Source organism: Delftia sp. WSY_16 (assembly GCF_043104415.1).
Lineage (GTDB): Bacteria > Pseudomonadota > Gammaproteobacteria > Burkholderiales > Burkholderiaceae_C > Comamonas > Comamonas tsuruhatensis.
Genome location: NZ_JBICKS010000019.1, coordinates 593,684 through 619,290 on the forward strand (window position 1 = coordinate 593,684; position 25,607 = coordinate 619,290).

At 65.3% G+C, this 25,607-nt stretch carries 25 protein-coding genes and 1 tRNA gene; 17 read left to right on the forward strand and 9 right to left on the reverse strand.

From position 1 onward, the window contains the following. The first annotated feature begins 56 nt into the window (after positions 1-56). Complete coding sequence (ugpQ, locus tag ACF8O7_RS12100; RefSeq protein ID WP_392443411.1) at positions 57-821, forward strand: glycerophosphodiester phosphodiesterase; 765 nt, start codon at positions 57-59, stop codon at positions 819-821. A 150-nt stretch (positions 822-971) separates the two neighbouring features. Then, complete coding sequence (locus ACF8O7_RS12105) at positions 972-3,389, forward strand: DUF3772 domain-containing protein (protein ID WP_392443413.1); 2,418 nt, start codon at positions 972-974, stop codon at positions 3,387-3,389. Here ACF8O7_RS12105 and ACF8O7_RS12110 read toward each other — a convergent pair. Then, the gene (locus tag ACF8O7_RS12110; protein WP_133072238.1) at positions 3,386-4,291 is read right to left on the reverse strand and encodes an N-formylglutamate amidohydrolase; all 906 of its coding nucleotides are present in this window, start codon (positions 4,289-4,291) and stop codon (positions 3,386-3,388) included. The two genes, ACF8O7_RS12105 and ACF8O7_RS12110, sit on opposite strands and share 4 nt — an antisense overlap. Continuing rightward, positions 4,291-5,283, reverse strand: coding sequence for a tripartite tricarboxylate transporter substrate binding protein BugE (locus ACF8O7_RS12115; protein ID WP_016445661.1), 993 nt, complete (start codon positions 5,281-5,283; stop codon positions 4,291-4,293). Before ACF8O7_RS12115 ends, ACF8O7_RS12110 begins: the two co-directional genes overlap by 1 nt. 140 nt (positions 5,284-5,423) lie before the next feature. Here ACF8O7_RS12115 and ACF8O7_RS12120 point away from each other — a divergent pair, with 140 nt between their 5' ends. Beyond that, positions 5,424-6,347, forward strand: coding sequence for a LysR substrate-binding domain-containing protein (locus ACF8O7_RS12120; protein WP_133072239.1), 924 nt, complete (start codon positions 5,424-5,426; stop codon positions 6,345-6,347). A 55-nt stretch (positions 6,348-6,402) separates the two neighbouring features. Here the strand turns inward: ACF8O7_RS12120 and ACF8O7_RS12125 are convergent, their stop codons facing one another. After that, the gene (locus tag ACF8O7_RS12125) at positions 6,403-6,678 is read right to left on the reverse strand and encodes a hypothetical protein (RefSeq protein WP_016445659.1); all 276 of its coding nucleotides are present in this window, start codon (positions 6,676-6,678) and stop codon (positions 6,403-6,405) included. A 72-nt stretch (positions 6,679-6,750) separates the two neighbouring features. Here ACF8O7_RS12125 and hemA point away from each other — a divergent pair, with 72 nt between their 5' ends. The 5 genes from hemA (at position 6,751) to ACF8O7_RS12150 (ending at position 12,179) form a co-directional block, all read left to right on the forward strand. Continuing rightward, the gene (gene hemA / locus ACF8O7_RS12130; RefSeq protein WP_017405531.1) at positions 6,751-8,076 is read left to right on the forward strand and encodes a glutamyl-tRNA reductase; all 1,326 of its coding nucleotides are present in this window, start codon (positions 6,751-6,753) and stop codon (positions 8,074-8,076) included. Positions 8,077-8,202: 126 nt separating this feature from the next. After that, positions 8,203-9,285: a peptide chain release factor 1 gene (gene prfA, locus ACF8O7_RS12135; protein WP_016445657.1), complete on the forward strand. Its 1,083-nt coding sequence runs from the start codon at positions 8,203-8,205 to the stop codon at positions 9,283-9,285. Positions 9,286-9,295: 10 nt separating this feature from the next. Next, positions 9,296-10,153 (forward strand): peptide chain release factor N(5)-glutamine methyltransferase, encoded by an 858-nt coding sequence (gene prmC, locus ACF8O7_RS12140; protein WP_154833623.1) that lies wholly within the window; start codon positions 9,296-9,298, stop codon positions 10,151-10,153. A gap of 116 nt (positions 10,154-10,269) precedes the next feature. Next, positions 10,270-10,593, forward strand: coding sequence for a Grx4 family monothiol glutaredoxin (gene grxD / locus ACF8O7_RS12145; RefSeq protein WP_012207276.1), 324 nt, complete (start codon positions 10,270-10,272; stop codon positions 10,591-10,593). Between the two features lie 212 nt (positions 10,594-10,805). Next, entirely contained in the window at positions 10,806-12,179 is a 1,374-nt protein-coding gene (locus ACF8O7_RS12150; protein WP_392443415.1) for a hemolysin family protein, read from the forward strand. Between the two features lie 52 nt (positions 12,180-12,231). Here ACF8O7_RS12150 and ACF8O7_RS12155 read toward each other — a convergent pair whose 3' ends face one another. Further along, positions 12,232-12,885, reverse strand: coding sequence for a lytic transglycosylase domain-containing protein (locus ACF8O7_RS12155; protein WP_016445654.1), 654 nt, complete (start codon positions 12,883-12,885; stop codon positions 12,232-12,234). After that, entirely contained in the window at positions 12,882-14,627 is a 1,746-nt protein-coding gene (locus tag ACF8O7_RS12160; RefSeq protein ID WP_034364041.1) for a proline--tRNA ligase, read from the reverse strand. Before ACF8O7_RS12160 ends, ACF8O7_RS12155 begins: the two co-directional genes overlap by 4 nt. A gap of 93 nt (positions 14,628-14,720) precedes the next feature. On the opposite strand from ACF8O7_RS12160, the gene ACF8O7_RS12165 reads away from it, so the two are divergent. Beyond that, entirely contained in the window at positions 14,721-15,407 is a 687-nt protein-coding gene (locus ACF8O7_RS12165; protein WP_016445652.1) for an RNA pyrophosphohydrolase, read from the forward strand. 71 nt (positions 15,408-15,478) lie between these two features. Here the strand turns inward: ACF8O7_RS12165 and proB are convergent, their stop codons facing one another. The 4 genes from proB to rplU all read right to left on the reverse strand — a co-directional run bounded on the left by proB (position 15,479) and on the right by rplU (position 18,560). Continuing rightward, the gene (gene proB / locus ACF8O7_RS12170; RefSeq protein WP_016445651.1) at positions 15,479-16,627 is read right to left on the reverse strand and encodes a glutamate 5-kinase; all 1,149 of its coding nucleotides are present in this window, start codon (positions 16,625-16,627) and stop codon (positions 15,479-15,481) included. A gap of 83 nt (positions 16,628-16,710) precedes the next feature. After that, positions 16,711-17,826: an Obg family GTPase CgtA gene (gene cgtA / locus ACF8O7_RS12175; RefSeq protein ID WP_016451026.1), complete on the reverse strand. Its 1,116-nt coding sequence runs from the start codon at positions 17,824-17,826 to the stop codon at positions 16,711-16,713. A 149-nt stretch (positions 17,827-17,975) separates the two neighbouring features. Continuing rightward, complete coding sequence (gene rpmA, locus ACF8O7_RS12180) at positions 17,976-18,233, reverse strand: 50S ribosomal protein L27 (protein ID WP_012207283.1); 258 nt, start codon at positions 18,231-18,233, stop codon at positions 17,976-17,978. Positions 18,234-18,248: 15 nt separating this feature from the next. Continuing rightward, complete coding sequence (gene rplU, locus ACF8O7_RS12185; RefSeq protein ID WP_012207284.1) at positions 18,249-18,560, reverse strand: 50S ribosomal protein L21; 312 nt, start codon at positions 18,558-18,560, stop codon at positions 18,249-18,251. A gap of 230 nt (positions 18,561-18,790) precedes the next feature. On the opposite strand from rplU, the gene ACF8O7_RS12190 reads away from it, so the two are divergent. The 8 genes from ACF8O7_RS12190 to ACF8O7_RS12225 all read left to right on the forward strand — a co-directional run bounded on the left by ACF8O7_RS12190 (position 18,791) and on the right by ACF8O7_RS12225 (position 25,600). Next, positions 18,791-19,720, forward strand: a complete 930-nt coding sequence (locus ACF8O7_RS12190; RefSeq protein WP_392443469.1) for a polyprenyl synthetase family protein — start codon at positions 18,791-18,793, stop codon at positions 19,718-19,720. Positions 19,721-19,751: 31 nt separating this feature from the next. After that, a tRNA-Pro gene (locus ACF8O7_RS12195) sits at positions 19,752-19,828 on the forward strand. A gap of 128 nt (positions 19,829-19,956) precedes the next feature. Next, complete coding sequence (gene pilB / locus ACF8O7_RS12200; protein ID WP_034364744.1) at positions 19,957-21,699, forward strand: type IV-A pilus assembly ATPase PilB; 1,743 nt, start codon at positions 19,957-19,959, stop codon at positions 21,697-21,699. A gap of 38 nt (positions 21,700-21,737) precedes the next feature. Continuing rightward, complete coding sequence (locus ACF8O7_RS12205; RefSeq protein ID WP_047326532.1) at positions 21,738-22,955, forward strand: type II secretion system F family protein; 1,218 nt, start codon at positions 21,738-21,740, stop codon at positions 22,953-22,955. Next, on the forward strand, positions 22,955-23,848 hold the full coding sequence (locus tag ACF8O7_RS12210) for an A24 family peptidase (protein WP_016445609.1): 894 nt from the start codon (positions 22,955-22,957) through the stop codon (positions 23,846-23,848). Before ACF8O7_RS12205 ends, ACF8O7_RS12210 begins: the two co-directional genes overlap by 1 nt. 14 nt (positions 23,849-23,862) lie before the next feature. Then, positions 23,863-24,501 (forward strand): dephospho-CoA kinase, encoded by a 639-nt coding sequence (gene coaE, locus ACF8O7_RS12215; RefSeq protein WP_154833620.1) that lies wholly within the window; start codon positions 23,863-23,865, stop codon positions 24,499-24,501. Positions 24,502-24,590: 89 nt separating this feature from the next. After that, positions 24,591-25,346, forward strand: a complete 756-nt coding sequence (gene zapD / locus ACF8O7_RS12220) for a cell division protein ZapD (RefSeq protein WP_016445607.1) — start codon at positions 24,591-24,593, stop codon at positions 25,344-25,346. Beyond that, positions 25,346-25,600, forward strand: a complete 255-nt coding sequence (locus ACF8O7_RS12225; protein WP_016451023.1) for a DNA gyrase inhibitor YacG — start codon at positions 25,346-25,348, stop codon at positions 25,598-25,600. Before zapD ends, ACF8O7_RS12225 begins: the two co-directional genes overlap by 1 nt. Positions 25,601-25,607: the final 7 nt, after the last annotated feature.

A 25,607-nucleotide genomic window follows, 5' to 3' on the forward strand; every position in this document is an offset into this window, starting at 1 on the left:
AGAGCCCCAGAGGCTCTCTTTTTCCATCCAAGCTCCCTTCTTTTGACGGACTCGCCATGACCGAGAACCTGAAATCCTGGCCCTACCCCCTGTGGGTGGCCCACCGTGGCGCCGGCAAGCTGGCGCCCGAAAACACCATGGCCGCCTTCCGCCTGGGCGCCGCGCACGGCTATCGCATGTTCGAGTGCGATGCCAAGCTGTCTGCCGACGGCGTGCTGTTCCTGATGCACGACGCCACGCTGGAGCGCACCACCAACGGCCACGGCACGGGTGGCGACCTGTCCATGGGCGAGATCGCCCAGCTCGACGCCGGCAGCTGGCACTCGCGCGCATATGCGGGCGAGGCCCTGCCCACGCTGGAAGCCCTGGCGCGCTGGTGCCTGGCCAACCACTTTTTCCTGAATGTGGAGATCAAGCCGACGCCGGGCCAGGAAGAGGCCACGGGCCGCGCCACGGGCGAGCTGATGAACCGCATCTGGCCCCAGGACCGGGTCCCGCCGCTGTTCACCTCGTTCAAGATCGATGCCCTCAAGGGCGCACGCGACACGGCGCCCCACATTCCGCGCGGCCTGCTGGTGGACAGGCTGGCAGACGCCACGGGCGACGCCGACCTGCGCACCGCGCTGGAATTGGGCTGCGCAGCCATGGTGCTCAACCACGCGCTGTGGGATGCAGCCCTGGTCGCCAAGGTGCATGGCGCGGGCCTGCGCTGCAGCAGCTACACGGTCAACGACGAATGGGCCGCACAGCGCCTGATCGACCTGGGCACGGACGGCGTCATCACCGACCGTGTCGATATGTTCAGTCCCGCATCGCGCTGAGACGGCTGCCGGCTGGCGGGGCCGGACCTTTGGAAACAACCGCTGCAGCGGCCCGCCGCACAATGTGCGTCCATGACACCGCCCTGCAGCCCTCTTCCGCAGCGCCCCACGTGGGCACAGGCCCTTCGCCCATGCCTGGCCATCTGGCTGATGGCTCTGGCGATGCTGCTCCTGTCTGCACCCGGCCCGGCCCAGGCCCAGGACGGCGCCACAGCCGCGGGCGCGACCGCAGAAGACGGCCGGCCCGCCCTGCCCAGCGTAGACGATCTGCGCAAGCAGCTGGACGCCATTCCCCGCAAGCTGGCCGAGGACGATGACGGCCGCAAGCTGCTGGACGAGGCTGCAGCCATTGGCACGGCAGCCGACCAGGTGGCGGCCCGCCGCACCGAGGAACTGGCCGATATCGATTCGCGCCTGGCCGGCCTGGGACCGGCACCCGAAAAAGGCGCCCCCGCCGATGCGCCCGATGTGGCCGAGCAGCGCGCCAGCCTGGCCAAGCAACGCAGTGCCGTGGATTCCGAACTCAAACTCGCGCGGCTGGTGTCGGTCGATGCCGACCAGCGCGGCAACGAGCTGATACGCCAGCGCCGCGAGCAATTCCAGGCCGCGCTGACGGCCCGCACCGATTCACCGCTGGGCCGCCCCTTCTGGCGCAATCTGAGCACCGCCGCGCCCCTGGACGCGGCGCGCCTGCAGGGGCTGGGGCGCGAGCTGCGCCAATCGGTGAGCTCTACCTTGGCCTCCGATCGCCGGGGTGGCTTTATCGCCAGCCTGGCCGCCGCCTTGCTGATCGCCCTGCTCGGCCCCTGGCTGGCCGAGCGTCTGCTGGTGCGTGCCGCGCCCGCGCGCCTGCCCAGCGGCCGCCTGCGCCGCTCGTTGCGCGCAGCGGCCACCGTGCTGATCAACACGCTGCTGATCGGCCTGGCAGCGCAACTGGCCTGGAGCGTGCTCAAGGCCGGCGATGGCTTCAGCGAATCGCTGGACGCGCTGGCCAAGGCCAGTGTGCAGGTCACGCTGTTCGGCGCCTTCGTGGTGTCGCTGGGCCAGACCCTGCTGTCGCGCAGGCGCAGTTCCTGGCGCCTGCCCGGCGTGTCGGACGAGCTGGCCGAGCGGCTCAGCCCCTATCCCTGGTGGATTGCCGCCGGAGCCGCGCTCAACGGCCTGGTGACCGAAGTCAACGCCATCATCGGCGCCAGCCTGGCCGCCGAGGTCACGGTGCACGCCCTGTCGGCCCTGCTGATTTCGGCCGTGGTCATGCTGGCCCTGCGGCATCTGCGCGCGCCGGCGCCAGTGGCGCAGGAAGACGGTGCCCAGGCAGAGCCCGCACCGCCCCGGCCCTTGTGGGTGGGCCTGCTGGTGGCCTGCGCGGCGGTGGCCAGCATTGCCACCATTGCGCTGGCCGTGACCGGCTATGTGGCGCTGGCCGGCACGCTGGCACGCCAGATGGTGTGGACCGGCGTGGTCTTTGCCACCACCTACCTGCTGTTCCAGCTCGGCGACGATCTGTGCGAGGCCCTTCTGTCGTCCAAGGGCAGCTTCGGCACCCGGCTGAACCAGGGCCTGGGCATCGAGGGGCGGCTGCTGGACCAGGCCTCGGTCCTGGTCTCGGGCCTGCTGCGCGTGGCCCTGCTGTTCTACATGGTGATCGCCCTGCTGGCCCCGCTGGGCACGGGGCCCGACGAGGTGTTCCGCCGTGGCAGCACGGTCAATCACAGCCTCAAGGTGGGCGACTTCACCATGGCGCCCCAGGCCCTGTTCACCGCGTTTGCGGTGATCGTCACCGGCCTGATCGTGATCCGCGTGATCAAGCGCTGGCTGACGGACCGCTACTTTCCCAACACCTCGCTGGAGCCTGGCATGCGCAGCTCCATCACCACGCTGCTGGGCTATGTGGGCGGCATCTTCGTGGTGGCCGTGGCGCTGGCGGGGCTGGGCATCAGCGTGGAGCGCATCGCCTGGGTGGCCAGTGCGCTGTCGGTGGGCATTGGTTTCGGCCTGCAGGCCATCGTGCAGAACTTCATCTCGGGCCTGATCCTGCTGGCCGAGCGGCCCGTCAAGGTGGGCGACTGGGTGGTGCTGGGCGATACCGAGGGCGACGTGCGCCGCGTCAACGTGCGCGCGACCGAGATCCAGCTGGGCGACCGCTCCACCGTCATCGTGCCCAACTCGGAATTCATCACCAAGACCGTGCGCAACATGACGCTGGCCGGCGCGCCCGGGCGGGTGCTGCTGCGCCTTCCCGCACCGCTGGACACCGATGCCGAGCGCATGCGCACCCTGATCCTGGAAGCCTTTCGCGCGCATGAAGGCATCCTGGACACGCCCGAGCCTTTGGTGCAGCTAGAAGGCATTGCCAACGGCACGCTGACCTTTCTGGCCATCGGCTACGTCGGCAATCCGCGCAATGCGGGTGGCGTGCGCAGCGATGTGCTGTTCAGCATCCTGGCCTCGCTCAAGGGTGCAGGCCTGTACCTGTCGCCACCGGCCACCACCTCAGTGGCGGCACCCGTGGTGACAGGTACGCCGGGCACGCCGACCATGCCCGGTGATCCGGCCAGCCCGGGCTAGCCGCGCCTTGCCATTTCCGATCGCACATGCGCCGCGACCACGGCCATCAGCTCACGCAGATGGCCGCGCAGCGGCTCGAATCCCGCATTGGGCTCGCGCGTGTCCTCGTCCATGTAGACCGGGCGGCGGATCTCGATCTGCAGGCTGTGCCGGCCCAGGTGCGGCTGGCCTATGCGCCCGATCAGCTCCACGCCCTTGTAGGGCTCGTTGTAGGCCACGCTATAGCCAAAGCCCGCCAGCGTCTCGCCCACCAGCTGGATGAACTCGGGCGCGCAGGTCGTGCCATCGCGGTCGCCCAGCACGAAGTCGGCCAGCGGCGGCGCGTCGGTACGGCCCAGGCGCTTGTAGACATCGTTGGGCATGGAGTGCAGGTTCAGGTGCCAGACGCCGCCAAAGCGCTGCACGCTGCCATCGATGGCCTGCGCCAGCGCCGCATGGTAGGGGCGCCAGTAGCGCGCGATGCGGTGCTCCACCTCGGCCACCGTGCGCGGACGGTCATACAGCGGCGTTGCCACGCCGTCGCGGCTGATGCGCTGCCAGATCAGGCCCAGGCCCTGGCGCGTCTTGACGCTGGGCGCCAGGGGCACGGGCCACTGGCCGTCGATCTGGGCCGGGTCCAGGTCGGCCTCGCTGCGGTTGGGGTCGATGTAGGTGCGCGGAAAGGTGGCCTCGATCAGCGTCGCGCCATGCGCGGGCCACCGGTCCCAGAGCGCGGCCACATGCGTGTCCTCGCCACGGCGCAGCAGGGACATGGGCACGGCATGGCCGAAATCCTCGGGATAGGAGGTGCCGCTGTGCGGCGAGTCGCAGACGATGGGCAGCGCCTCGCCCATTGCGGGATGCACCACGACCGGGGTGTCCGGCCGGGGGCGCAGGAAATCCGACTGTGCCATGCGGTCCATCAGTCGAGCTTGATGTTGGCGCGCTTGGCCACGGCCGTGTAGCGCTCGATGGCGGCCTTGATCTGCTTGGCGAATTCCTCGGGCGTGTTGCCCATGGATTCGCCCGAGATGGATTTTTGCTTTTCCAGGTAGTCAGGCATGGCCATGGCCTTGTGCGCGGCGGCATTGAGCTTGTCGATGATGGGGCGCGGCGTGCCGGCCGGCGCAACCAGGCCGAACCAGCCGCCATCGCCCATCTGCGCAAAGCCCAGCTCGGTGTACGTGGGCACGTCGGGCAGCACGTCGGCGCGCTTGAAGGCCAGCACGGCCAGCGGGCGCAGCTTGCCGTCCTTGATGTGGGGCAGCGTGGAGGGCAGGTTGTCCGTCATGGCGTTGACCTGGCCGCCCAGCGCATCGGTGATGGCCTGGCCCGCGCCCTTGTAGGGGATGTGCAGCAGGTCGATGCCCGCCAGGTTCATGAAGTTCTCGATATTGGCGTGGCCCAGCGAACCCGTGCCCGGCGAGGCAAAGCTGTACTTGCCCGGGTTGGCCTTGGCCAGGGCGATGAACTCCTTCATGGTCTTGGCGGGCACGCTGGCGTTGACCACGAATACGCTGGGCACCGACATCACATTGGTGATGGGCGCGAAGTCCTTGATCGGGTCATAGGGCAGCTTGCGGAAGATCGCCGGGTTGGAGCCGTGCGTGCTCACCGTGGCCATGCCGATGGTGTAGCCGTCCGGCGCGGCACGCGCGATTTCGGAAGCGCCGATGGAGCCGCCGGCCCCGCCGCGGTTGTCCACCACCACGGACTTGCCGAGGATCACGCTCATCTTCTCGGCCAGCAGGCGCGCCACCATGTCGGTGGAGCCACCGGCTCCGAACGGCACGACCAGGCGGATCGGACGGCTGGGATAGTCGGCCGCCGGGCCCTGGGCCCAGGCGGCGGGAGCCAGAAGAGCGGTGGCGGCGCAGGCGGCCAGGCTGGACAACAGGGTGCGGCGCATTGCCATGGGATGTTTCCTATCTTGGTTGGGGGTGGCGGCAAAGCACGGGCTCTGCGGGACAGGCGCTGATTCTGGACAGCCGCCGCATCCGCGAAAAGAGACAAGACGGCAAGCAACCATGACCAACCGTCATAATTGCGCCCGTCATGCGCATGCACTCCCCCTCGCTTTCCGAGCTGCACGCCTTCGCGGCGGCGGCGCGCCTGGGCAGCTATTCGCTGGCGGCCCGGGAGCTGTATGTCACCCAGGGCGGCATCAGCCGCGCCATCGCCCGGCTGGAAGAGCACTTGGGCTTTGCGCTGTTCGAGCGCCAGGGCCGGCGCAGCGTGCTGACCGAAGCCGGCCGCGAATATCTGCAGGCCGTGGAGCCCGCCGTACACGCCATCGAATCGGCATCCGCGGCCGCACGCAGGCGCCACTTCGGCCCGCAACTGCGCCTGTCGGTGGTGCCCACGCTGTTCAGCCATTGGCTGATTCCGCGCCTGCCGCACTTCAACGCCCTGCATCCGGGCATCGCCCTGTCGTTCGCGCCCTATCGGCGCGACGATCCGCTGTCGGCCGCCGAGATAGACGGCTGGCTGCGCGTGGGCAGCGAGCCCTGGCCCGCCCATGTGGTGGCCGACTATGTGGTGGGCCGCGATCTGGTGCCCATCTGCCATCCGAGAGAACTGCAGGGCCCGCGGCCCATCCGCAGCCCCCGGGACGTGCTAGCACGCCCGCTGCTGTTCCACACCAACTATCCGGGCAACTGGGCCCGCTGGATGTCCCATCTGAACCTGCCCGGACCCTGCCCCGCACCGGCAGCCGATTTCGAGCTGGTGGCCCTGCTGGTACAGGCCGTGGCCGCCGGCATGGGCGTGGCCCTGGTGCAGCGCTGCCTGGTCGAGGAAGACCTGGCCGCCGGCCGCGTGGCCCTTGCCTTGCCTGCGCCCGTCCACATCGAACGCGGCTACTTTCTGTGCCGTCCCGCCACGCGGGCACCTTCCGAAGCCTTTGCGCAGTTCCGCGAATGGCTGCTGGAGCAGGCCGCGCCGGGCGCCGTGCCTCCAGCCGCAGTCTCAGTCCCTTGATCGCCAGGAGAAACGCCCTCTTCCGTTGATCTGCATCAATCTTTGCTGTCAGCCATCAGCGCCAGCCGCGTGAAAACACCCACTGGCAAAGCGCCATCACCACGACCAGCGCAGCATAGGTGGCCATCTTTGCATCGCGCCCGAACCACCACAGCCCCGCCAGCAGCACCAGTGCACCAACAATGAAATTGATAGCAACCTGTGACCACCAGGCCATGGATTGCTGCGATTTCCCATAGATCAAAAGCGCGCACAACATCAGGGCCGGCGACAGGAAAAGTGCAGGCGCCAGGAAGTTCAGCCAATGATTCGTACTCGCAATCCATCCCATCTGCGGGCTCCGATTCCAGGGTGTTGTGATCAGGGATGCCTGAAACTGCGCGAAATTTTATAATCCCGGGTTATGGCAGTCTGGGCACTCGGCATCAACCACCACACGGCTCCGCTCGATATGCGGGGACGTTTCGCGTTCGCGCTCGACCAGATCGTGCCCACGCTGCAGGGCCTGCGCGAATCGCTGACCGGCCCCGGCCGCCAGCACAGCGCCGTCGAGACCGCCATTCTCTCCACCTGCAACCGTACCGAGATCTACTGCGCGGCCGAAATGCCGGCCATGGACCACACGCTGCACTGGCTGGCCAACAGCGGCGGCATCTCGTCCGAACTGCTGCGCTCGCACTCCTATCTGCTGGAAGACGGCCATGTGGCGCGCCATGCCTTCCGCGTGGCCAGCGGGCTCGATTCCATGGTGCTGGGCGAGGCCCAGATCCTGGGCCAGATGAAGAATGCCGTGCGCGCCGCAGAGAACGCAGGCGCCCTGGGCAGCACGCTGAACCAGCTGTTCCAGCGCAGCTTCGCGGTGGCCAAGGAAGTGCGCAGCTCCACCGAAATCGGTGCCCACAGCATCAGCATGGCCGCTGCCGCCGTGCGGCTGGCCGGCCAGCTGTTCGAAGACCTCTCCCAGATCCGCGTGCTGTTCGTGGGCGCGGGCGAGATGATCGAGCTGGTCTCCACCCATTTCGCGGCCCGCCACCCCAAGCAGATCATGATCGCCAACCGCACGCTGGAGCGCGGCGAGAAGCTGGCCGCCCAGTTTGGCGCCGGCACCATGCGGCTGGCCGACTTGCCCGAGCATCTGCATGAATACGATGCCGTGATCAGTTGCACGGCCTCCAGCCTGCCCATCATCGGCCTGGGCGCCGTGGAAAGCGCGCTCAAGAAGCGCAAGCACCGCCCCATGTTCATGGTCGATCTGGCCGTGCCGCGCGATATCGAATCCGAGGTCAAGGACCTGCGCGACGTCTACCTCTACACCGTGGACGATCTGGCCACCGTGGTGCGCACGGGCCAGGCCCAGCGCCAGGCAGCGGTCGAGCAGGCAGAAGTCATCATCGACCACGGCGTGCAAAGCTTCATGCACTGGCTGGACCAGCGCCGCCCGCAGGCCGGTGTGGTGCCGCTGATCCGCCAGCTCAACACCCAGACCGATGAATGGCGTGCGCTGGAGATTGCACGGGCCAAGAAGCTGCTGGCCAAGGGCGAGGACATAGACACCGTGCTGGAGGCCCTGTCGCGCGGCCTCACGCAGAAAATGCTGCACGGCACCCTGGCCGAGCTGCACAAGGGTGACGCCGACCAGCGCACCCAGACCATGGACACGGTCTCGCGCCTGTTCCTGCGCTCCGCGCCAGGCGGTCCGCGCGGCACGACTCCCGACAAGGCGCTCTAGCGGCGCTCGCCTCCCTTCAGAGAGCCGCGCGCCCGCGGGTCTCTGGCGCCTCGGCCCACTTCCGGCCACCTCGTTCCCCCGCCGCAGCGCTGCCCCGCGCAGCCCTTCGCACCATCGCCTCACACCATGCAAGACTTTCTGCGCCAACAACTGGAGCGCTACGCCCAGCGCCTTGAAGAACTCGACTTCCTGCTCTCGCGCGAAGACATCATGGGCGACATGAAGCAGTACCGCGCCATCTCGCGCGAGCATGCCGATGTGACGGCCATTGCCGGCCGCTATGCACGCTACCGCCAGCGCGAGGCCGATCTGGCCTCTGCCAGGGACATGCTGGACGATCCCGACATGGAGGAAATGGCGCGCGAGGAAATCTCCGGCGCAGAGATCGAGCTGGTGCAGCTGGAAGATGAACTGCAGCGCCTGCTCCTGCCCAAGGACCCCGACGACGCGCGCAACGCCTACCTGGAAATCCGCGCGGGCACGGGTGGCGATGAATCTGCCCTGTTCGCAGGCGACCTGGCCCGCATGTACACGCGCCACTGCGACGCCGTGGGCTGGAAGGTCGAGATCATGAGCGCCAACGAAAGCGAGCTGGGCGGCTACAAGGAAGTGGTGCTGCGCGTGGAAGGCACCGACGTCTATGGCCGCCTGCGCTTCGAATCCGGCGGCCACCGCGTGCAGCGCGTGCCTGCCACCGAGACCCAGGGCCGCATCCACACCAGTGCCTGCACCGTGGCCGTCATGCCCGAGCCCGACGAAACCCAGGCCATCACGCTCAACCCGGCCGACCTGCGCATCGACACCTTCCGTGCCAGCGGCGCCGGAGGCCAGCACATCAACAAGACCGACTCGGCCGTGCGCGTGGTCCACCTGCCCACGGGCATCGTCGCCGAGTGCCAGGACGGCCGCAGCCAGCACAGCAACAAGGCCAAGGCCCTGCAGGTGCTGCAGGCGCGCCTGCAGGAAAAAGAGCGCAGCGAGCGCGAGGCCAAGGAGGCCGCGCTGCGCAAGGGCCTGATCGGCAGCGGCGACCGCAGCGACCGCATCCGCACCTACAACTTCCCCCAGGGCCGGCTCACCGACCACCGCATCAACCTCACCATCTACAAGCTGCTGGCCGTGATGGAAGGCGACCTGGGCGACGTGCTCGACGCGCTGCAGGCCGCACGCGAGGCCGAACTGCTGGCCGAGCTGCAGGTCAACAGCTGAGGCGCGGGCCATGGCCAACCTACCCACCATCAAAGAGGCTCTGCAGCACTCCCAGGCCCAGGGGCTTGCGCGCATCGACGCGCAAATGCTGCTGCTGCATGTGCTCGGACGCCAGGCCGGCGGCCGCGCCTGGCTGCTCACCCACGACGGGGACGCGCTGACCGCGCCCCAGGCCGGCGTCTATGCCGCGCTGTGCACACGCCGACTGAGCGGGGAGCCCGTCGCCTACCTGGTGGGCCACAAGGAGTTCTACGGGCTGGATCTGGCCGTGGACGCACGCGTGCTCGACCCTCGCCCCGATACCGAAACCCTGGTGGACTGGGCGCTGGAGCTGATACCCGCCCAGGCCCCGAGCGGCCCCGCATGCCGTGTGGCGGATCTGGGCACCGGCAGCGGAGCGATTGCCCTGGCCCTGCAGAGCCAGCGTCCCGGCGCCACCGTGTGGGCCGTGGATGCCAGTGCCGACGCGCTGGCCGTGGCCAGCGCCAATGCCACGCGCCTGCAGCTGGGCGTGCGGTTTGCGCATGGCAGCTGGCTGGAGCCGCTGGCAGGCCAGGCGCCGTTCAACCTCATCGTCAGCAATCCGCCCTATATCCGCGACGACGATCCGCACTTGCTGGCGTTGGAGCATGAGCCGCTGTCGGCTCTGGCCAGCGGCGCCGATGGCCTGTCCGACATCCGCGCCATCGTCGCGCAGGCGCCTGCGCTGCTGGCCAGCGGCGGCTGGATGCTGCTCGAGCATGGCTGGGACCAGGCCGATGCCGTGGCCACCCTGCTGCGCAGCGCCGGCTTTGAGAGCGTGCAACACCGCCACGACCTGGGCGGCATCGCCCGCTGCACGGGCGGGCAATGGACAGCGCAAGCCTGAGCTCGGGTCCGGGCGCAGCATTCCCGCATGCTTTCAAAGTCCGCGCCGAGAGTGAAATAATCCCATCCATGCCGCCGCGCCTGCGGCGCCCACCACGACCCCGGAGCACCACACAGATGAGCGACACCCAGCAACGCATCGACCAACTGGTCAAAAGCAACAACATCCTGCTGTTCATGAAGGGCAGCGCCAGCTTTCCCATGTGCGGTTTCTCGGGCCGCGCCATCCAGATTCTCAAGGCCTGCGGCGTGGAGACCAAGGACATCTCCACCGTCAACGTGCTCGAGGACCAGGAAATCCGCCAGGGCATCAAGGACTACAGCAACTGGCCCACGATCCCCCAGCTCTACGTGCAGGGCGAGTTCATCGGCGGCTCGGACATCATGATGGAGATGTACGAATCCGGCGAGTTGCAGCAGCTGCTGGCACCCAAGGCCTGAGTTCGCAGGCTTGCGACTCGCGCGCAGCAACCCGCCTGCGCCCGCTGCTGCGCAGAATCAAGCCACCTTCGGGTGGCTTTTTTTCGCCCGTGCCGGACTGCCAGCGCACTGCCCGGGCATGCCACAAGGCCAGGGGCATGTGATGTGTGGTCGAATGGACACATCTTTCACATCCGGAAAACCGCGCCTGCGCCCGCTTCTCCGCCTTGCCTATGAGTCTGTCCCAAAGTCTGCTGTTGATCGTCGCACTGATACTGACCAGTGCCTTCTTCTCCGTGGCCGAGATCTCGCTGGCCGCCTCGCGGCGCCTGCGGCTTCGGCAGATGGCGGAGGACGGGGAGCCACGCGCCGAACAGGTCATGAAGATGCAGGCCCAGCCGGGCGAGTACTTCACGGTCACGCAGATTGGGCTGAATGCCGTCGCCATCCTGGGCGGCGTGGTGGGCGAAGGGGCATTGACGCCCTATCTGGCCGAATTGCTCATGCTCTGGCTGCCCGAGAGCCGGGCACAGACCGTGGGCTTTCTGCTCTCGTTCGCCACCGTCACCTCGCTGTTCATCCTCTTTGCCGACCTGCTGCCCAAGCGCCTGAGCATGGCCGAGCCCGAAGCCCTGGCCATCCGCGTGCTGCGCCCCATGCTCTGGTGCATGGCCGTGCTCAAGCCCCTGGTCTGGTGCTTCAACCACCTGGCGGACGCCGTTGCCAAGCTCTTAGGCCTGCCCACGGTGCGCGACGACCGCATCACGCACGAAGACATCCTGGCCATGACCGAAGCTGGCGCGCGCGCCGGCGTGCTGGCCGCGAAGGAGCAGCAGGTGATCGCCAACCTGTTCGAGCTGGACTCGCGCACCATCGGCTCGGCCATGACGCAGCGCGACCGCATCGCCTACTTCCACCGTGACGACCCCGACGAACTGATCCGGGTCCGCATTGCCGAAGAACCTTTTTCCACCTACCCCGTCTGCGATGGCGACATCGACCACATCGTCGGCTATGTCGATGCCAAGGACCTTTTCCAGCGCGCGCTGAACAACCAGCCCCTGTCGCTCATGGACGACTCCCTGGTCCACAAGGTGCTGGTCGTGCCGGACCGCCTGACGCTGGCCGAGGTGCTGGAGCAGTTTCGCCAGGTGCATGAGGACTTTGCCGTCATCGTCAACGAATACAGCCTGGTGGTCGGCGTGGTCACGCTCAATGACGTGATGAGCACGGTGATGGGCGGCCTGGTCAGCCCGGGCGACGAGGAGCAGATCCTGCGCCGCGACGAGAACTCTTGGCTGATCGACGGCGTCACGCCGGTCGAGGATGTGATGCAGGCCCTGGAACTCGACGAGCTGCCCCACGCCGAGGACTACGAGACCCTGGGCGGCTTCCTCATGGTGATGCTGCGCCGCATTCCCAGGCGCACCGACACCGTGCAATGGGACGGCTACCGTTTCGAGGTCATGGACGTGGACAGCTACCGCATCGACCAGGTGCTGGTCACGCGCATGTCCGCCAGCAGCCCGGCCGCGCCGCCCAACGCCGGCGACACGGCAGCGGCCGTGGCCAAGGTATCCAGCATGTCGTCGGAGACGTCGTCCTGACGGGCAACGCAGAACAGCAGCCGCGCAGCCGCTCGGCGGCGCTTCGCGGCCCTCAAGCCGAGCGCGAGGGCTCTATCTCCCAGCGCCGCTGCGCAGCGAACACCGCATTCGGGTACTGGGGCTGTCCCCGGCTGCCGTTGTAGCGGCCCAGCGCCATGTAGGCATCGCCTTTTTCGCGGTCCAGATAGTGGCGCAGGATCACGCAGCCAAAGCGCAGATTGGTCTGCATGTGAAACAGCTTGCCGATGTCTCCATCGCCGATCAGCCGCATCCAGAACGGCATGATCTGCATGTAGCCGCGTGCACCCACGCTGGAGATGGCGAACTTGCGGAACGCGCTCTCCACCTGCACCAGCCCCATCACCAGAGAGACTTCCAGGCCGGCACGCTTGGACTCGTACCAGACGGTTTGCAGGAACTCCAGCCTCGTCGCCAGCTCCGGCTTGCGCGAACGCAGGCGCTCGCTGCTGGCCGTGAGCCAGCGAAGGTAGTCCAGCCGGGCCTCGGTGGAGGCAAAGCGCAGCTCGGGCGGCGCCGATCCAGTGACGGCGGAACTCAGCGCAGTGCGCACCGAATCGGCCAGCGGCTCCTCCAGCTGGCCACCGGCCCAGGCGGGCGCGGCCAGCCCGCCGAGCAGCGGTGCCGAGCCCAGCGAAGCCGCCAGGCGCAGGCAATCGCGTCGCGTCACCACGGGCGCCTGGCTCACAGGCCCAGCCTTTGCTTGAGATGGCCCAGCACATCGGCGGCGGCCAGCTTGGTCGCTTCCGTGTCGCGGCGATGCTGGTACTCGAGCTGTCCTTCCTTGAGGCCCCGGTCGGACAGCACCACGCGGTGCGGCACGCCAATCAGCTCCCAGTCGGCAAACATGGCGCCCGGACGTTCGCCACGATCGTCCAGGATCACGTCCACACCCAGTGCCAGCAGCTCGGCATGCAGCTTCTCGGCAGCTTCCTTCACGGGTTCGCTGCGGTCCATGCCGATGGGACAGACCACCACGGTGAAGGGCGCAATCGCGTCGGGCCAGATGATGCCGCGCTCGTCATGGTTCTGCTCGATGGCTGCAGCGGGCAGGCGCGTCACGCCAATGCCGTAGCAGCCCATTTCAAACAGCGAGGGCTTGCCGTTCTCGGCCAGGAAGGTGGCGTTCATGGCCTGGGAGTACTTGGTACCCAGATAGAACACATGGCCCACTTCGATGCCACGCTCGATGGCCAGCTCGCCCGCACCATCGGGCGACTTGTCGCCAGCCACCACGTTGCGCAGGTCGGCCACCACATCAGGCTCGGGCAGGTCGCGGCCGAAGTTCACGCCGGTGATGTGGAAGTCGGCCTCGTTCGCGCCGCAAACCCAGTCGGCCATCACGGCCACCTCGCGGTCCACGACCAGCTTCACGGGCTTCTTCAGGCCGATGGGCCCCAGATAGCCGGGCTGGCAGCCGAAGTGCTCCTCGATCTCGGCCACAGTGGCAAAGCGGAAGCCCACGTCCAGGCCCGGCACCTTGGCCACCTTGATCTCGTTCATTTCATGATCACCGCGCAGCAGCAGCAGCCAGATCTGGCTGCCTGCGACCTCGCCCTTGTCGTCGAGCTTGTCGGTGGCCAGCACCAGGGACTTCACCGTCTGCGACAGCGGCAGGCCCAGCTGGGCTGCGACAGATTCGCAGGTGCTGTTGCCGGGCGTCGCCACCTTGGTCATCGCCTGGGCCGCAGCGGGACGGGGGCCCGCAGGCGCCAGGGCCTCGGCCTTTTCGATATTGGCGGCATAGTCGCTGCTTGGGCAGTAGACGATGGCGTCCTCGCCCGTGGAAGCGATGACCTGGAATTCCTCGCTCAGATCGCCGCCGATGGCACCGCTGTCTGCACGCACGGCACGGTACTGCAGGCCGAAGCGGTCGAAGATGCGCTTGTAGGCCGCGCGCATGGTCTGGTAGCTGACCTGGGCCGCATCACGGTCCTTGTCGAAGGAATAGGCGTCCTTCATGATGAACTCGCGGCCACGCATCAGGCCAAAGCGCGGGCGGCGCTCGTCGCGGAACTTGGTCTGGATCTGGTAGAAATTCTTGGGCAGCTGCTTGTAGCTCTTGAGCTCCTGGCGCGCAATGTCCGTCACCACCTCTTCGCTGGTGGGCTGGATCACGAAGTCGCGGCCATGGCGGTCCTTGATGCGCAGCAGCTCGGGGCCCATCTTCTCGAAGCGGCCGGTCTCCTCCCACATCTCTGCAGGCTGGACCACGGGCATGGTCACCTCCACGGCACCGGCACGGTTCATTTCCTCGCGCACGATGGCCTCGACCTTGCGGATCACGCGCAGCCCCATGGGCATGTAGTTGTAGATGCCTGCACCCAGCTTCTTGATCAGGCCGGCCCGCGTCATGAGCTTGTGGCTGACCACTTCGGCGTCGGCCGGAGCTTCCTTGAGGGTGGAGATGAAAAATTGGGAGGCTTTCATGGATCAGGGGCTTCGCGGGAATCGGGGCAGCGTGCTTGCCGCTGGCAAGGCACCGTGCATAATGGACACAATTCAGAAAATTGGGGTTCGATTATGCTTGACCGGGACGGATTTCGCCCGAACGTCGGCATCATCCTGCTCAACCAAAAGAACCAGGTGTTCTGGGGCAAACGCATCCGCACCCACAGCTGGCAGTTTCCACAGGGCGGCATTGACCGGGGGGAGACACCCGAACAGGCCATGTTCCGGGAACTGCATGAGGAAGTGGGGTTGATGCCCAACCACGTTCGCGTGGTCGCCCGCACCCGGGACTGGTTGCGCTACGAGGTGCCAGACCGGTACATCCGCCGCGATGCGCGCGGACACTACAAAGGCCAGAAGCAGATCTGGTATTTGCTGCAGCTCATGGGTCACGACTGGGATTTGAACCTGCGTGCCACCGACCACCCCGAATTCGACGCCTGGCGCTGGAATGACTACTGGGTGCCATTGGACGTGGTGGTGGAGTTCAAGCGCGGCGTCTATGAGATGGCCCTGACCGAGCTGGCCCGGTTCCTGCCCCGCGGCGAACAGCAACGCAACCGTTATCTGCGCAGCGGCATGCGCCCCAGGGAAGCCCATGAACAGGGTCCTGAGACATACACTGCGCCGGGTTTGCATCCAGCACGCTCAGGCAGCTTTCGCGTCAATCCCGGCATGGAGTTGCCGCCTGGCGCCTGTTTCGATCCTGATCCACAGTCGGGGCAGCAAGCCCTGCAACCCGATCCAGGCAAGGCCTGAAACCGGGCCAGAGCCATACGCAAAAGCGCACCCGAGGGTGCGCTTTTTCTTGGCCTTGAGGGTCTGGCGCCTCAGTGCCCCGCAATCACCATATTGTCGCGGTGCACCATCTCCGGGCCTGCGGAATAGCCCAGCAGGCGCTCGATCTCCACCGAGCTTTTGCGACACAGCAGCCGCGCCTCGGCACTTGCATAGTTGGCCAGCCCACGCGCCACCTCGATACCCAGGGCATCGCGCACCGCGATCACATCGCCACGGGCGAACTCGCCATCCACATTCACCATGCCGATGGGCAGCAGGCTCTTGCCTTCGTCGCGCAGCTTGGCCACGGCGCCGGCATCCACGGACACGGAGCCGCGCAGTTGCAGATGGTCTGCAATCCACTGCTTGCGCGCCTGGTTCTTGTGCGTCTGCGCCAGGAGCAGCGTGCCGATGGACTCGCCTGCCGCCAGACGCACCAGCACGTCCTGCTCACGCCCCCAGGCGATGACGGTTGAAGCACCCGAGCCCGCCGCGCGCTTGGCCGCGAGGATCTTGGTGATCATCCCGCCCTTGCCAATGGACGAGCCCGCGCCTCCGGCCATCTCCTCCAGCGCCGGGTCGCCGGCATTGGCCACATCGATGAAACGCGCATCGGGATTGCTGCGCGGGTCGGCGCTGTAAAGGCCTCGCTGATCGGTCAGGATGACCAGGGCATCGGCCTCGATCAGATTGGCAACCAAAGCGCCCAAGGTATCGTTGTCACCGAACTTGATCTCGTCGTTGACCACGGTGTCGTTCTCGTTGATCACCGGCACGATGCCCAGCTCCAGCAGCGTCAGCAAAGTGTTGCGCGCGTTGAGATAGCGCTCGCGGTCCGCGAGGTCGGCATGCGTGAGCAGCACCTGCGCACTGCCCATGCCCTGTTCGCGCAACTTGGACTCGTACATCTGTATCAGGCCCATCTGCCCCACGGCCGCAGCGGCCTGCAGTTCATGAATCTCCTTGGGCCGTGCAATCCAGCCCAGACGCTTCATGCCTTCGGCCACCGCGCCGCTGGAGACCATGATTACCTCGCGCCGCCGGCCTCCATGGCTTTCATCCCCGCGCACCAGGGCCGCCAGCTGGCGGCTCCATTCCTGGATCGCGGCCTCATCAAGACCGCGACCTTCATTGGTCACCAGGCTGGAGCCGACCTTGACCACGATGCGATGGGCATCACGCAACAAGTTGGAAGACATGGATGGATAGTGATTCTTGCAGCGCAGGTCGAGGCAGACCCCGCCGCTGTTGTGATCAAGGCAATGGGTGGGACAGGCCGCTCTTACTCGGAATCGCGGGGAGCAAAACGCGGGTCGGTGAGATCCACGCCATCACCCTCGACTTCGACGAAGCGTGGGTCGATTTCCTTGGGACCGGCCTCGATCTGCTGCTGTTCATGCACATGCTTGTAGATGGTGCGGATCAGCACTTCGCAGCCTTCGCGCGTCAGGGCGGAAATCTCGAACACCGGACCCTTCCACTTGAAGCGCTTGACGAAGTCCTTGACGCGTGCGGCGCGCTCCTCAGCCGGCACCATGTCCAGCTTGTTGAGCACCAGCCAGCGCGGCTTGTTGTACAGCTCGGCATCGTACTTCTGCAACTCGCCCACGATGGCCTTGGCCTGGGCCACAGGATCCACGCTGTCATCGAACGGCGCCAGGTCCACCACATGCAGCAGCAATCGGGTGCGCTGCAGGTGACGCAGGAACTGGTGGCCCAGGCCGGCACCTTCCGACGCGCCTTCGATCAGCCCGGGGATATCGGCCACCACAAAGCTTTGCTCGGCGGCAACACGAACCACGCCCAGATTGGGATGCAGCGTGGTGAACGGATAGTCGGCAATCTTGGGACGCGCATTGGAGACTGCGGCGATGAAGGTGGATTTGCCCGCATTGGGCATGCCCAGCAGACCCACGTCGGCCAGAACCTTGAGCTCCAGCTTGAGGTTCTTGCGCTCACCGGGCCAGCCAGGCGTCTTTTGCCGTGGCGCGCGGTTGATGGCGCTCTTGAAGCGCAGGTTGCCGTAGCCGCCATCCCCACCCTTGGCAATGGTCACCACCTCGCCGGGCGTCAACAGTTCGTAGAGCACCTCCCCGGTTTCGGCATCGCTGATGATGGTGCCAACCGGCATGCGCAGCGTGATGTCGTTGCCTGCGGCACCGAACATGTCCGAGCCCTTGCCGTGCTCGCCGCGCGTGGCATCGTGGCGACGCGAGAAGCGGTAGTCCACCAGGGTGTTGAGATTGACGTCGGCCACCGCGTAGACATGGCCTCCACGGCCGCCATCTCCTCCATCGGGACCACCGAATTCCTTGTATTTTTCGTGCCGGAATGACACGCAGCCATTGCCGCCATCACCGGCAGCAATGTCGATATAAGCTTCGTCGACGAACTTCATGAGGCATCCAGTTTACAAAAAGCAGTGTGCACCAGACAGCCCCAGGCCACACCTCAGAGACGGAAAAGGGGACGAGCGCACGATGCACCGCCCTCCTGAAACGACAAAGCCCCGACAGGTCGGGGCTTCGAGCGTCGAAGTGACAGAGCTTAGGCAGCCGTCACGTTGACCGTGTGCTTGGACAGTGCACCCTTGACAGCAAACGACACGTGGCCGTCCACCAGAGCGTACAGGGTGTGGTCCTTGCCCACGCCGACGTTGTCGCCGGGGTGGAACTTGGTGCCACGTTGGCGCACGATGATCGAGCCGGCGGTGATCAACTCACCACCAAAAGCCTTCACGCCGAGCATTTTGGGCTTGGAATCGCGCCCGTTTCGCGTAGAGCCGCCGCCTTTTTTCTGTGCCATGACTCAGCTCCTGGATTAAGCAGCGATCGCCACGATCTGCAGCTCGGTGAACTGCTGGCGATGGCCTTGGCGCTTCTGATAATGCTTACGACGGCGCATCTTGAAGATGTGCACTTTGTCGTGCTTGCCGTGAGCAACCACGGTTGCCTTGACAGACGCACCGGACACCAGAGGTGTGCCGACCTTGATTTCAGCGCCGTTGCCGACTGCCAGAACCTGATCGATCACAACTTCTTGGCCTACGTCCGCAGCAATCTGTTCTACCTTGATCTTTTCGCCAGCTGCAACGCGATACTGCTTGCCGCCGGTTTTTATGACTGCGTACATTTAAACCTCTTGAATTTGAGAGTTCCGCGAACGAATTTCCACGGAAGCCGGAGATTCTAGCACGCACTCACATTCCTTGCATGAAGCGCTCCCCTCCTTCGCCCAAACAACCGCCAGAGCGGGCCGCAGGCAGGGTCGCTCTTCCTATAATTGATGATCCACTTGGCGCCCGCAGTACCTTGACCACAGCTCTCTCCACCCCCAATCCGCTTGCCCTGATCACTGACGACATGCGCGAGGTGGATCATGTGATTGCCCAGCGCCTGACGACCTCCGTCCCGCTGATTGCCCAGATCTCCCAGTACATCATCGCTGCAGGCGGCAAGCGCCTGCGGCCCGCCCTGCTGCTCATGGTCTGCAATGCATTGGGATACGAAGGAAAGGACAGGCATGTCCTGGCTGCCGTGGTCGAACTGATTCATACAGCCACCCTGCTGCACGACGACGTCGTGGATGAATCCACGCTGCGTCGCGGCCGCCCGACGGCCAACGAGACCTTCGGCAATCCGGCCAGCGTGCTGGTCGGCGACTTCCTGCACTCGCGCTCCTTCCAGATGATGGTGGAAGTCGGCAGCATGCGTGTGCTCAAGATCCTCTCGGACGCCACCAACGTGATCGCCGAGGGCGAGGTCCAGCAACTCATCAACACGCATGATGCCTCGCTGGACGAAGCCGGCTACCTGCACGTCATCCGCTCCAAGACCGCCCAGCTCTTCGAGGCCAGCGCCCAGTTGGGCGCCGTGCTGGCCGACGCGCCCCGCGAAATCGAGCAGGCCTGCGCCAGCTATGGCCAGGCGCTGGGCACGGCCTTCCAGATCATTGACGACGTACTCGACTACGCAGGCGATGCCCAGGAAATGGGCAAGAACCTGGGCGATGACCTGCGCGAAGGCAAATGCACCCTCCCCCTGATTGCCGCCATGCAACGCGGCACGCCTGAGCAGGCCGCCATTGTGCGTGCCGCCATCGAACAGGGCTCCACCGAGCAACTGACCGCTGTAGTGGATATCGTGCGCAGCACAGGTGCGCTGGACGTGGCACGCGAGGCCGCACATGCCGAGGCACGCCGCGCCATCGACGCAATAAATGTGCTCCCAAGCAATTTGCATACGGCAAGTTTGCTACAATTGGCGTCTCAGCTTTTGGAGCGACGCACCTGATTCAGGCTGCTCGCTTTTTCTACAAAAGCAACGGGGTGTAGCTTAGCCTGGTAGAGCGCTACGTTCGGGACGTAGAGGCCGGAGGTTCGAATCCTCTCACCCCGACCATCTGGTCATTCCATCTCCATCACACCATTGCGCCAGGTTCAAGACCCAGGCGTGTAACAGTGTGTCTGGCATTCCAAGTGCTCAGTGATGATAGGATAAATGTCCTTTCCTCTCACACGTCTTGCTACATGGCTGTTGCTGACTCCTCGCTCAAGAATGCATCCGCTGTCGCATCGCTTCCCGGCATCGGGCGGGCCCTGATTTCAGCAGGCAAGGTATCGCAACAGGCAGCGGAAGCGGCTGCCGGCAAGGCCGCCACCAATCGCACCTCGTTCATTGCAGAACTGAGCGTCGCCGGCACCCTCTCTGCCCTGGAAGTGGCGGAGACGGTTTCCACCATGTTCAGCGCGCCGCTGCTCGATCTTGATGCGGTCGACGCCATGCGCCTGCCGCAGGATCTGCTGGACGCCAAGATCATCAGCACCTATCGCGTCCTGCCTCTGAGCAAGCGCGGCAACCGCCTCACGGTGGCCACCGCCGACCCGACGCAGCAGGAAGCCGCCGAGCAGATCAAGTTCACCACCCAGTTGGGCGTGGACTGGATCATCGTCGAAGCCGACAAGCTGGAGCGACTGATCGCGCAGCAGAACAAAAGCGCCAGCGAGGCCATGGACAGCTATGGCGGCAGCGGCGACTTCGAGTTCGGCGACCTCAAGCCTGATGAGGTGGCAGAGGAAAAGGACAACTCGGCCGCAGCAGACGTCGAAGATGCGCCCATCGTCAAGTTCCTGCACAAAATGCTGCTCGACGCCTTCAACATGCGCGCGTCGGACTTGCATTTCGAACCCTACGAGCACCAGTACCGGGTGCGCTTTCGCATTGACGGCGAGCTGCGTGAAATTGCATCGCCGCCCATTGCCATCAAGGAGAAGCTGGCCTCGCGCATCAAGGTGATCTCGCGCATGGACATCTCGGAAAAGCGTGTCCCGCAGGACGGGCGCATGAAGCTCAAGGTCGGCCCGGACCGCGTCATCGACTTTCGCGTCAGCACGCTGCCCACGCTTTTCGGCGAGAAGATCGTGATCCGTATCCTGGACCCGAGCTCGGCCAGGATGGGCATCGACGCCCTGGGCTATGAACCCGAGGAGAAGGCACGCCTGCTTGAAGCCATCAGCCGCCCCTACGGAATGATTCTGGTCACAGGCCCCACCGGCTCGGGCAAGACAGTGTCGCTGTACACCTGCCTGAACCTGCTGAACAAGGCCGGCGTGAACATCGCCACGGCGGAAGATCCTTCGGAAATCAACCTGCCCGGCGTCAACCAGGTCAATGTGAACGAAAAGGCCGGCCTCACCTTTGCCACTGCGCTCAAGGCTTTTCTGCGCCAGGATCCCGACATCATCATGGTCGGTGAAATCCGCGATCTGGAAACGGCCGACATCTCGATCAAGGCAGCGCAAACCGGCCACTTGGTGCTGTCCACCCTGCACACCAATGACGCACCGACCACGTTGACGCGCATGCGCAACATGGGCATTGCGCCCTTCAACATCGCATCGAGCGTGATCCTGATCACCGCCCAGCGCCTGGCCAGGCGCCTGTGCCCTCAATGCAAGGAGCCGGCTGACATTCCGCGGGAGGCCCTGATCGATGCAGGCTACGACGATGCGGACATTGACGGCAGCTGGGTCACCTACAGGCCCGTCGGCTGTCCGGCATGCAACAACGGCTACAAGGGCCGCGTAGGCATCTATCAGGTGATGCCTATCAGCGAGGAAATCCAGCGCATCATCCTGCAGGACGGCAGTGCGCTGGAGATCGCCGCACAGGCTAAGCGCGAAGGCGTGCGGTCGCTGCGTGGCTCGGGTTTGCACAAGGCCAGACAGGGACTGACCTCACTCGAAGAAGTGCTGGCAGTCACCAATGAGTAAATAGCGCGGACAGCGCAGACAACAAACGAGGGAGCACGATGGCCACAGCCGCGTCCAAGGGAATCAAGGAATTTGTCTTCGAATGGGAAGGCAAGGATCGCAACGGCAAGATCATCCGAGGCGAGACCCGGGCCGGGGGCATCAACCAGGTCCAGGCCATGCTGCGCCGCCAGGGCGTGCTGCCCAGCAAGATCAAGAAGCGCCGCACACGCGGCGGCAAGAGGATCAAGCCCAAGGACATTGCGCTGTTCACCCGCCAGATGGCAACGATGATGAAGGCGGGCGTCCCGCTGCTTCAGGCCTTCGACATTGTCGGACGGGGCAACACCAACCCCAGCGTGACGCGCCTTCTGGCCGATATTCGCGCCGACGTGGAGACCGGCACCTCGCTGAACGCGGCCTATCGCAAGCACCCCATGTACTTCGATAGCCTCTACTGCAATCTGGTGGAGGCGGGCGAAGCGGCCGGTATCCTGGAAGCCCTGCTGGACCGCCTGGCCACGTACATGGAGAAGACCGAGGCCATCAAGTCCAAGATCAAATCGGCGCTGATGTACCCGATCTCGGTCATCGTCGTGGCCTTCATCGTCGTGACCATCATCATGATTTTCGTGATCCCGGCCTTCAAGGAAGTGTTCAGTTCGTTCGGCGCAGACCTGCCGGCGCCGACGCTTTTGGTAATGGGCATCAGCGATGTCTTTGTCCAATGGTGGTGGTTGATCTTCGGCGTGATTGGCGGCGGTCTCTACTTCTTCATGCAGGCCTGGAAGCGCAACGAGCGCATGCAGCAATTCATGGACCGTACGCTGCTGAAGGTGCCGGTCTTTGGCGTGCTGATCGAGAAATCCTGCGTCGCACGCTGGACGCGCACGCTGTCGACCATGTTTGCCGCGGGCGTCCCATTGGTCGAGGCACTGGATTCTGTCGGCGGCGCATCCGGCAATGCCGTGTATGCCAATGCCACGGAAAAGATCCAGCAGGAAGTCTCCACCGGCACCAGTCTCACCGTGGCCATGACCAATGCCAATGTCTTTCCGTCCATGGTGCTGCAGATGTGCGCCATCGGCGAGGAATCCGGCTCCATCGACCATATGCTGGGCAAGGCGGCCGATTTCTATGAAGAAGAGGTCGATGACATGGTGGCTGGCCTGTCCAGCCTGATGGAGCCCATCATCATTGTTTTCCTGGGCACCCTCATCGGCGGCATCGTGGTTTCGATGTATCTGCCCATCTTCAAGCTGGGCCAGGTGGTCTGATGGTTTTGGAACTCTGGATGCAGGCTGCATTGGGCGGCCTGCTGGGCCTGTTGGTTGGCAGCTTTCTCAACGTGGTGGTGCATAGGCTGCCCCGCATGATGGAACAGCAATGGAATGCGGAATGCGCCCAATGGGCGCAAGAGCAATCTTCATCCTCCGCCACGCCATCGCCCGCCACAGCGCCGCCGCCTGCCGAGGCGCCCCTGAGCCTGAGCCGCCCCCGCTCGCGCTGCCCGCATTGCGGCCATGCCATCCACTGGTACGAGAATATTCCCGTGCTCAGTTATCTGGCGCTGCGAGGCCGGTGCTCCGAATGCAAGGCGTCGATCAGCATCCGCTATCCGCTGGTGGAATTGGCCTGCGCCGCGCTGTTTGCCTACTGTGCGGCGCAATGGGGCATCACGCCCACAGGCGCTGCCTGGTGCCTTTTCAGTGCGGCCTTGCTGAGCCTGGCATTGATCGACTGGGACACCACACTGCTTCCCGACGACATCACCCTGCCCTTGCTGTGGGCCGGACTGCTGTCGTCGGCGCTGCACTGGACCGCAGTGCCTCTGGCCGACGCGGTATGGGGCGCTGCAGCGGGCTATCTCTCGCTGTGGCTGGTTTACTGGGCCTTCAAGCTGGCCACCGGCAAGGAAGGCATGGGCTACGGCGACTTCAAGCTGTTTGCCGCGCTGGGCGCCTGGTTCGGCTGGCAGGCACTCGTGCCCATCATCCTGATCTCGTCGGTGATTGGCGCCATCGTGGGCATCGCGTTGAAGATCAACAGCCGCCTGCGTGAGGGCGGCTATGTTCCCTTCGGCCCCTTTCTGGCGGGCGCCGGCTTTGCAGCCATGGTGTTCGGACCGCAGCAGATGCTGCAATCCCTATTGGCGGCCTTGGGCCTTTGATTCAACACTGCGGCATGGCCCCCAGCATCGCCCCGCCCTTGCTTGCACGCCCGTTTCGGCTGGGCCTGACGGGCGGCATTGGCAGCGGCAAGAGCACCGTCGCAGCGCAACTGGGCTTGCGCGGAGCGGCCGTGATCGATGCCGACCAGATCTCTCGCAGCCTCACCGCCCCCGAAGGTGCTGCTCTGCCCGAGATAGCGCGCGTCTTCGGGCCCGAACTGATTGATGCCAGCGGCGCCCTGGACCGCACGCGCATGCGCGAACTGGTCTTTCAGCAGCCCTCGGCACGACAGCAGCTGGAGGCCATCGTCCATCCCCTCGTGGCGCAGCAGACGGCCCGGCAAGTGGAGCAGGCCACAGTGGCTGGGTGCCGACTCATCGTGCATGACATTCCCTTGCTCGTGGAGTCCGGCCGCTGGCCTGCCATGCTTGATGCGGTGCTGGTCGTTGACTGCCGCACCGAAACGCAGATCGCTCGCGTGATCGCGCGCAACGGATTGCCACGCGAGGCGGTGCAGGCCATCATCTCGGCCCAGGCCACACGTGCGGCACGGCTGGCAGCCGCCGACTGGGTGCTCTACAACGACGAGGCCATGACGATAGAGGCTTTGCGCGCATGCACCGATCGAATCTCTGCATGGTTCGGGCTATGATGCACGCCATGGCTTGGCCTGTGCGTGTAATTCAGCATGTGCACGACGTAGACAGCTGATTCCTGTGCACCCCGAGGAGCCCAGCAAGCGTGATCCTGTACGAATATCCTTTCAATGAGCGCCTGAGGACCTACCTCCGGTTGGAACAGCTATATCGCCGCCTGAGCGAGTTGCTGTCGCGCGCTCATTCCATCGATCACCATTTTGCGCTGGTCACCATCTTCGAGATCATGGACGTGGCGGCACGTACCGACCTGAAGACGGACGTGCTCAAGGACCTTGAGCGCCACAAAAGCCTGCTCGACAGCCTGCGCGGCAATCCCGACATTGCCGAGCACATGCTTGACCAGGTCTCACGCCATGTGGAGCAGTGCTTTGCCCAGCTCAATGCCCAGAACGGCAAGGCCGGCCAGACCCTGACTGAAAACGAGTGGCTGATGGCCGTGCGCAGCCGCATCGGCATCCCCGGCGGCACCTGCGGCTTCGACCTTCCGGCCTATCACGCCTGGCAGTTCCATGATCCCCAGATACGCCTGCGCGATCTGGAGGACTGGGCCAGCACCCTGACCCCGCTGGGTCAGTCGCTGCAATTGCTGCTCAAGCTGCTGCGCGAAACCGGCGTGCCGCAATGGGTGGCTGCCGAAAAAGGCGTGTTCCAGCAGGCCATGCCGCCCGGCCGCAGCTTTCAGCTGCTGCGCCTGCGCATAGACCCGTCGTTGAATCTGGTTCCGGAGATCAGCGGCAACCGCCTGCTGGTTTCGGTGCGCCTGCTCCGCCCCGAGAACGGCGCCAAGCCTCAACCCTGCAGCGAAGATGCCTCGTTCGAGGTCACGCTTTGCAGCTGATGGACAAGACGGCCGACATGCCCTCGAGCGCCCCCGCCCCCCAGCCCGCCAGCCTCTCTTCTGCCGGCCCCACGGTGCGCTGCCCGACCTGTGCAGGCCCCAGCCTGTTCGCACCAGCCAACCGTTTCCGCCCCTTCTGCAGCGAACGCTGCCGCCAGATCGACCTGGGCGCATGGGCCAATGAGGAATTCCGCGTGCCTGCACCGATGCCGCCCGAGGATGCGCCCTTCGGCGATCCTCGCACCGAGCCTTGATCAGGCC

Bases quoted from the DNA above. Each gene is read 5' to 3' on its own strand.
- ACF8O7_RS12205 (WP_047326532.1), top strand. From the start codon at position 21,738: ATGGCCACAGCCGCGTCCAAGGGAATCAAGGAATTTGTCTTCGAATGG.
- ACF8O7_RS12165 (WP_016445652.1), top strand. From the start codon at position 14,721: ATGCTTGACCGGGACGGATTTCGCCCGAACGTCGGCATCATCCTGCTC.
- grxD (WP_012207276.1), top strand. From the start codon at position 10,270: ATGAGCGACACCCAGCAACGCATCGACCAACTGGTCAAAAGCAACAAC.
- ACF8O7_RS12225 (WP_016451023.1), top strand. From the start codon at position 25,346: ATGGACAAGACGGCCGACATGCCCTCGAGCGCCCCCGCCCCCCAGCCC.
- ACF8O7_RS12120 (WP_133072239.1), top strand. From the start codon at position 5,424: ATGCGCATGCACTCCCCCTCGCTTTCCGAGCTGCACGCCTTCGCGGCG.
- ugpQ (WP_392443411.1), top strand. From the start codon at position 57: ATGACCGAGAACCTGAAATCCTGGCCCTACCCCCTGTGGGTGGCCCAC.
- rpmA (WP_012207283.1), bottom strand. From the start codon at position 18,233: ATGGCACAGAAAAAAGGCGGCGGCTCTACGCGAAACGGGCGCGATTCC.
- rplU (WP_012207284.1), bottom strand. From the start codon at position 18,560: ATGTACGCAGTCATAAAAACCGGCGGCAAGCAGTATCGCGTTGCAGCT.
- hemA (WP_017405531.1), top strand. From the start codon at position 6,751: ATGGCAGTCTGGGCACTCGGCATCAACCACCACACGGCTCCGCTCGAT.
- ACF8O7_RS12110 (WP_133072238.1), bottom strand. From the start codon at position 4,291: ATGGACCGCATGGCACAGTCGGATTTCCTGCGCCCCCGGCCGGACACC.
- ACF8O7_RS12105 (WP_392443413.1), top strand. From the start codon at position 972: ATGGCTCTGGCGATGCTGCTCCTGTCTGCACCCGGCCCGGCCCAGGCC.
- ACF8O7_RS12115 (WP_016445661.1), bottom strand. From the start codon at position 5,283: ATGGCAATGCGCCGCACCCTGTTGTCCAGCCTGGCCGCCTGCGCCGCC.
- proB (WP_016445651.1), bottom strand. From the start codon at position 16,627: ATGTCTTCCAACTTGTTGCGTGATGCCCATCGCATCGTGGTCAAGGTC.
- pilB (WP_034364744.1), top strand. From the start codon at position 19,957: ATGGCTGTTGCTGACTCCTCGCTCAAGAATGCATCCGCTGTCGCATCG.
- ACF8O7_RS12160 (WP_034364041.1), bottom strand. From the start codon at position 14,627: ATGAAAGCCTCCCAATTTTTCATCTCCACCCTCAAGGAAGCTCCGGCC.
- coaE (WP_154833620.1), top strand. From the start codon at position 23,863: ATGGCCCCCAGCATCGCCCCGCCCTTGCTTGCACGCCCGTTTCGGCTG.
- prfA (WP_016445657.1), top strand. From the start codon at position 8,203: ATGCAAGACTTTCTGCGCCAACAACTGGAGCGCTACGCCCAGCGCCTT.
- ACF8O7_RS12150 (WP_392443415.1), top strand. From the start codon at position 10,806: ATGAGTCTGTCCCAAAGTCTGCTGTTGATCGTCGCACTGATACTGACC.
- ACF8O7_RS12210 (WP_016445609.1), top strand. From the start codon at position 22,955: ATGGTTTTGGAACTCTGGATGCAGGCTGCATTGGGCGGCCTGCTGGGC.
- prmC (WP_154833623.1), top strand. From the start codon at position 9,296: ATGGCCAACCTACCCACCATCAAAGAGGCTCTGCAGCACTCCCAGGCC.
- cgtA (WP_016451026.1), bottom strand. From the start codon at position 17,826: ATGAAGTTCGTCGACGAAGCTTATATCGACATTGCTGCCGGTGATGGC.
- ACF8O7_RS12190 (WP_392443469.1), top strand. From the start codon at position 18,791: ATGCGCGAGGTGGATCATGTGATTGCCCAGCGCCTGACGACCTCCGTC.
- ACF8O7_RS12125 (WP_016445659.1), bottom strand. From the start codon at position 6,678: ATGGGATGGATTGCGAGTACGAATCATTGGCTGAACTTCCTGGCGCCT.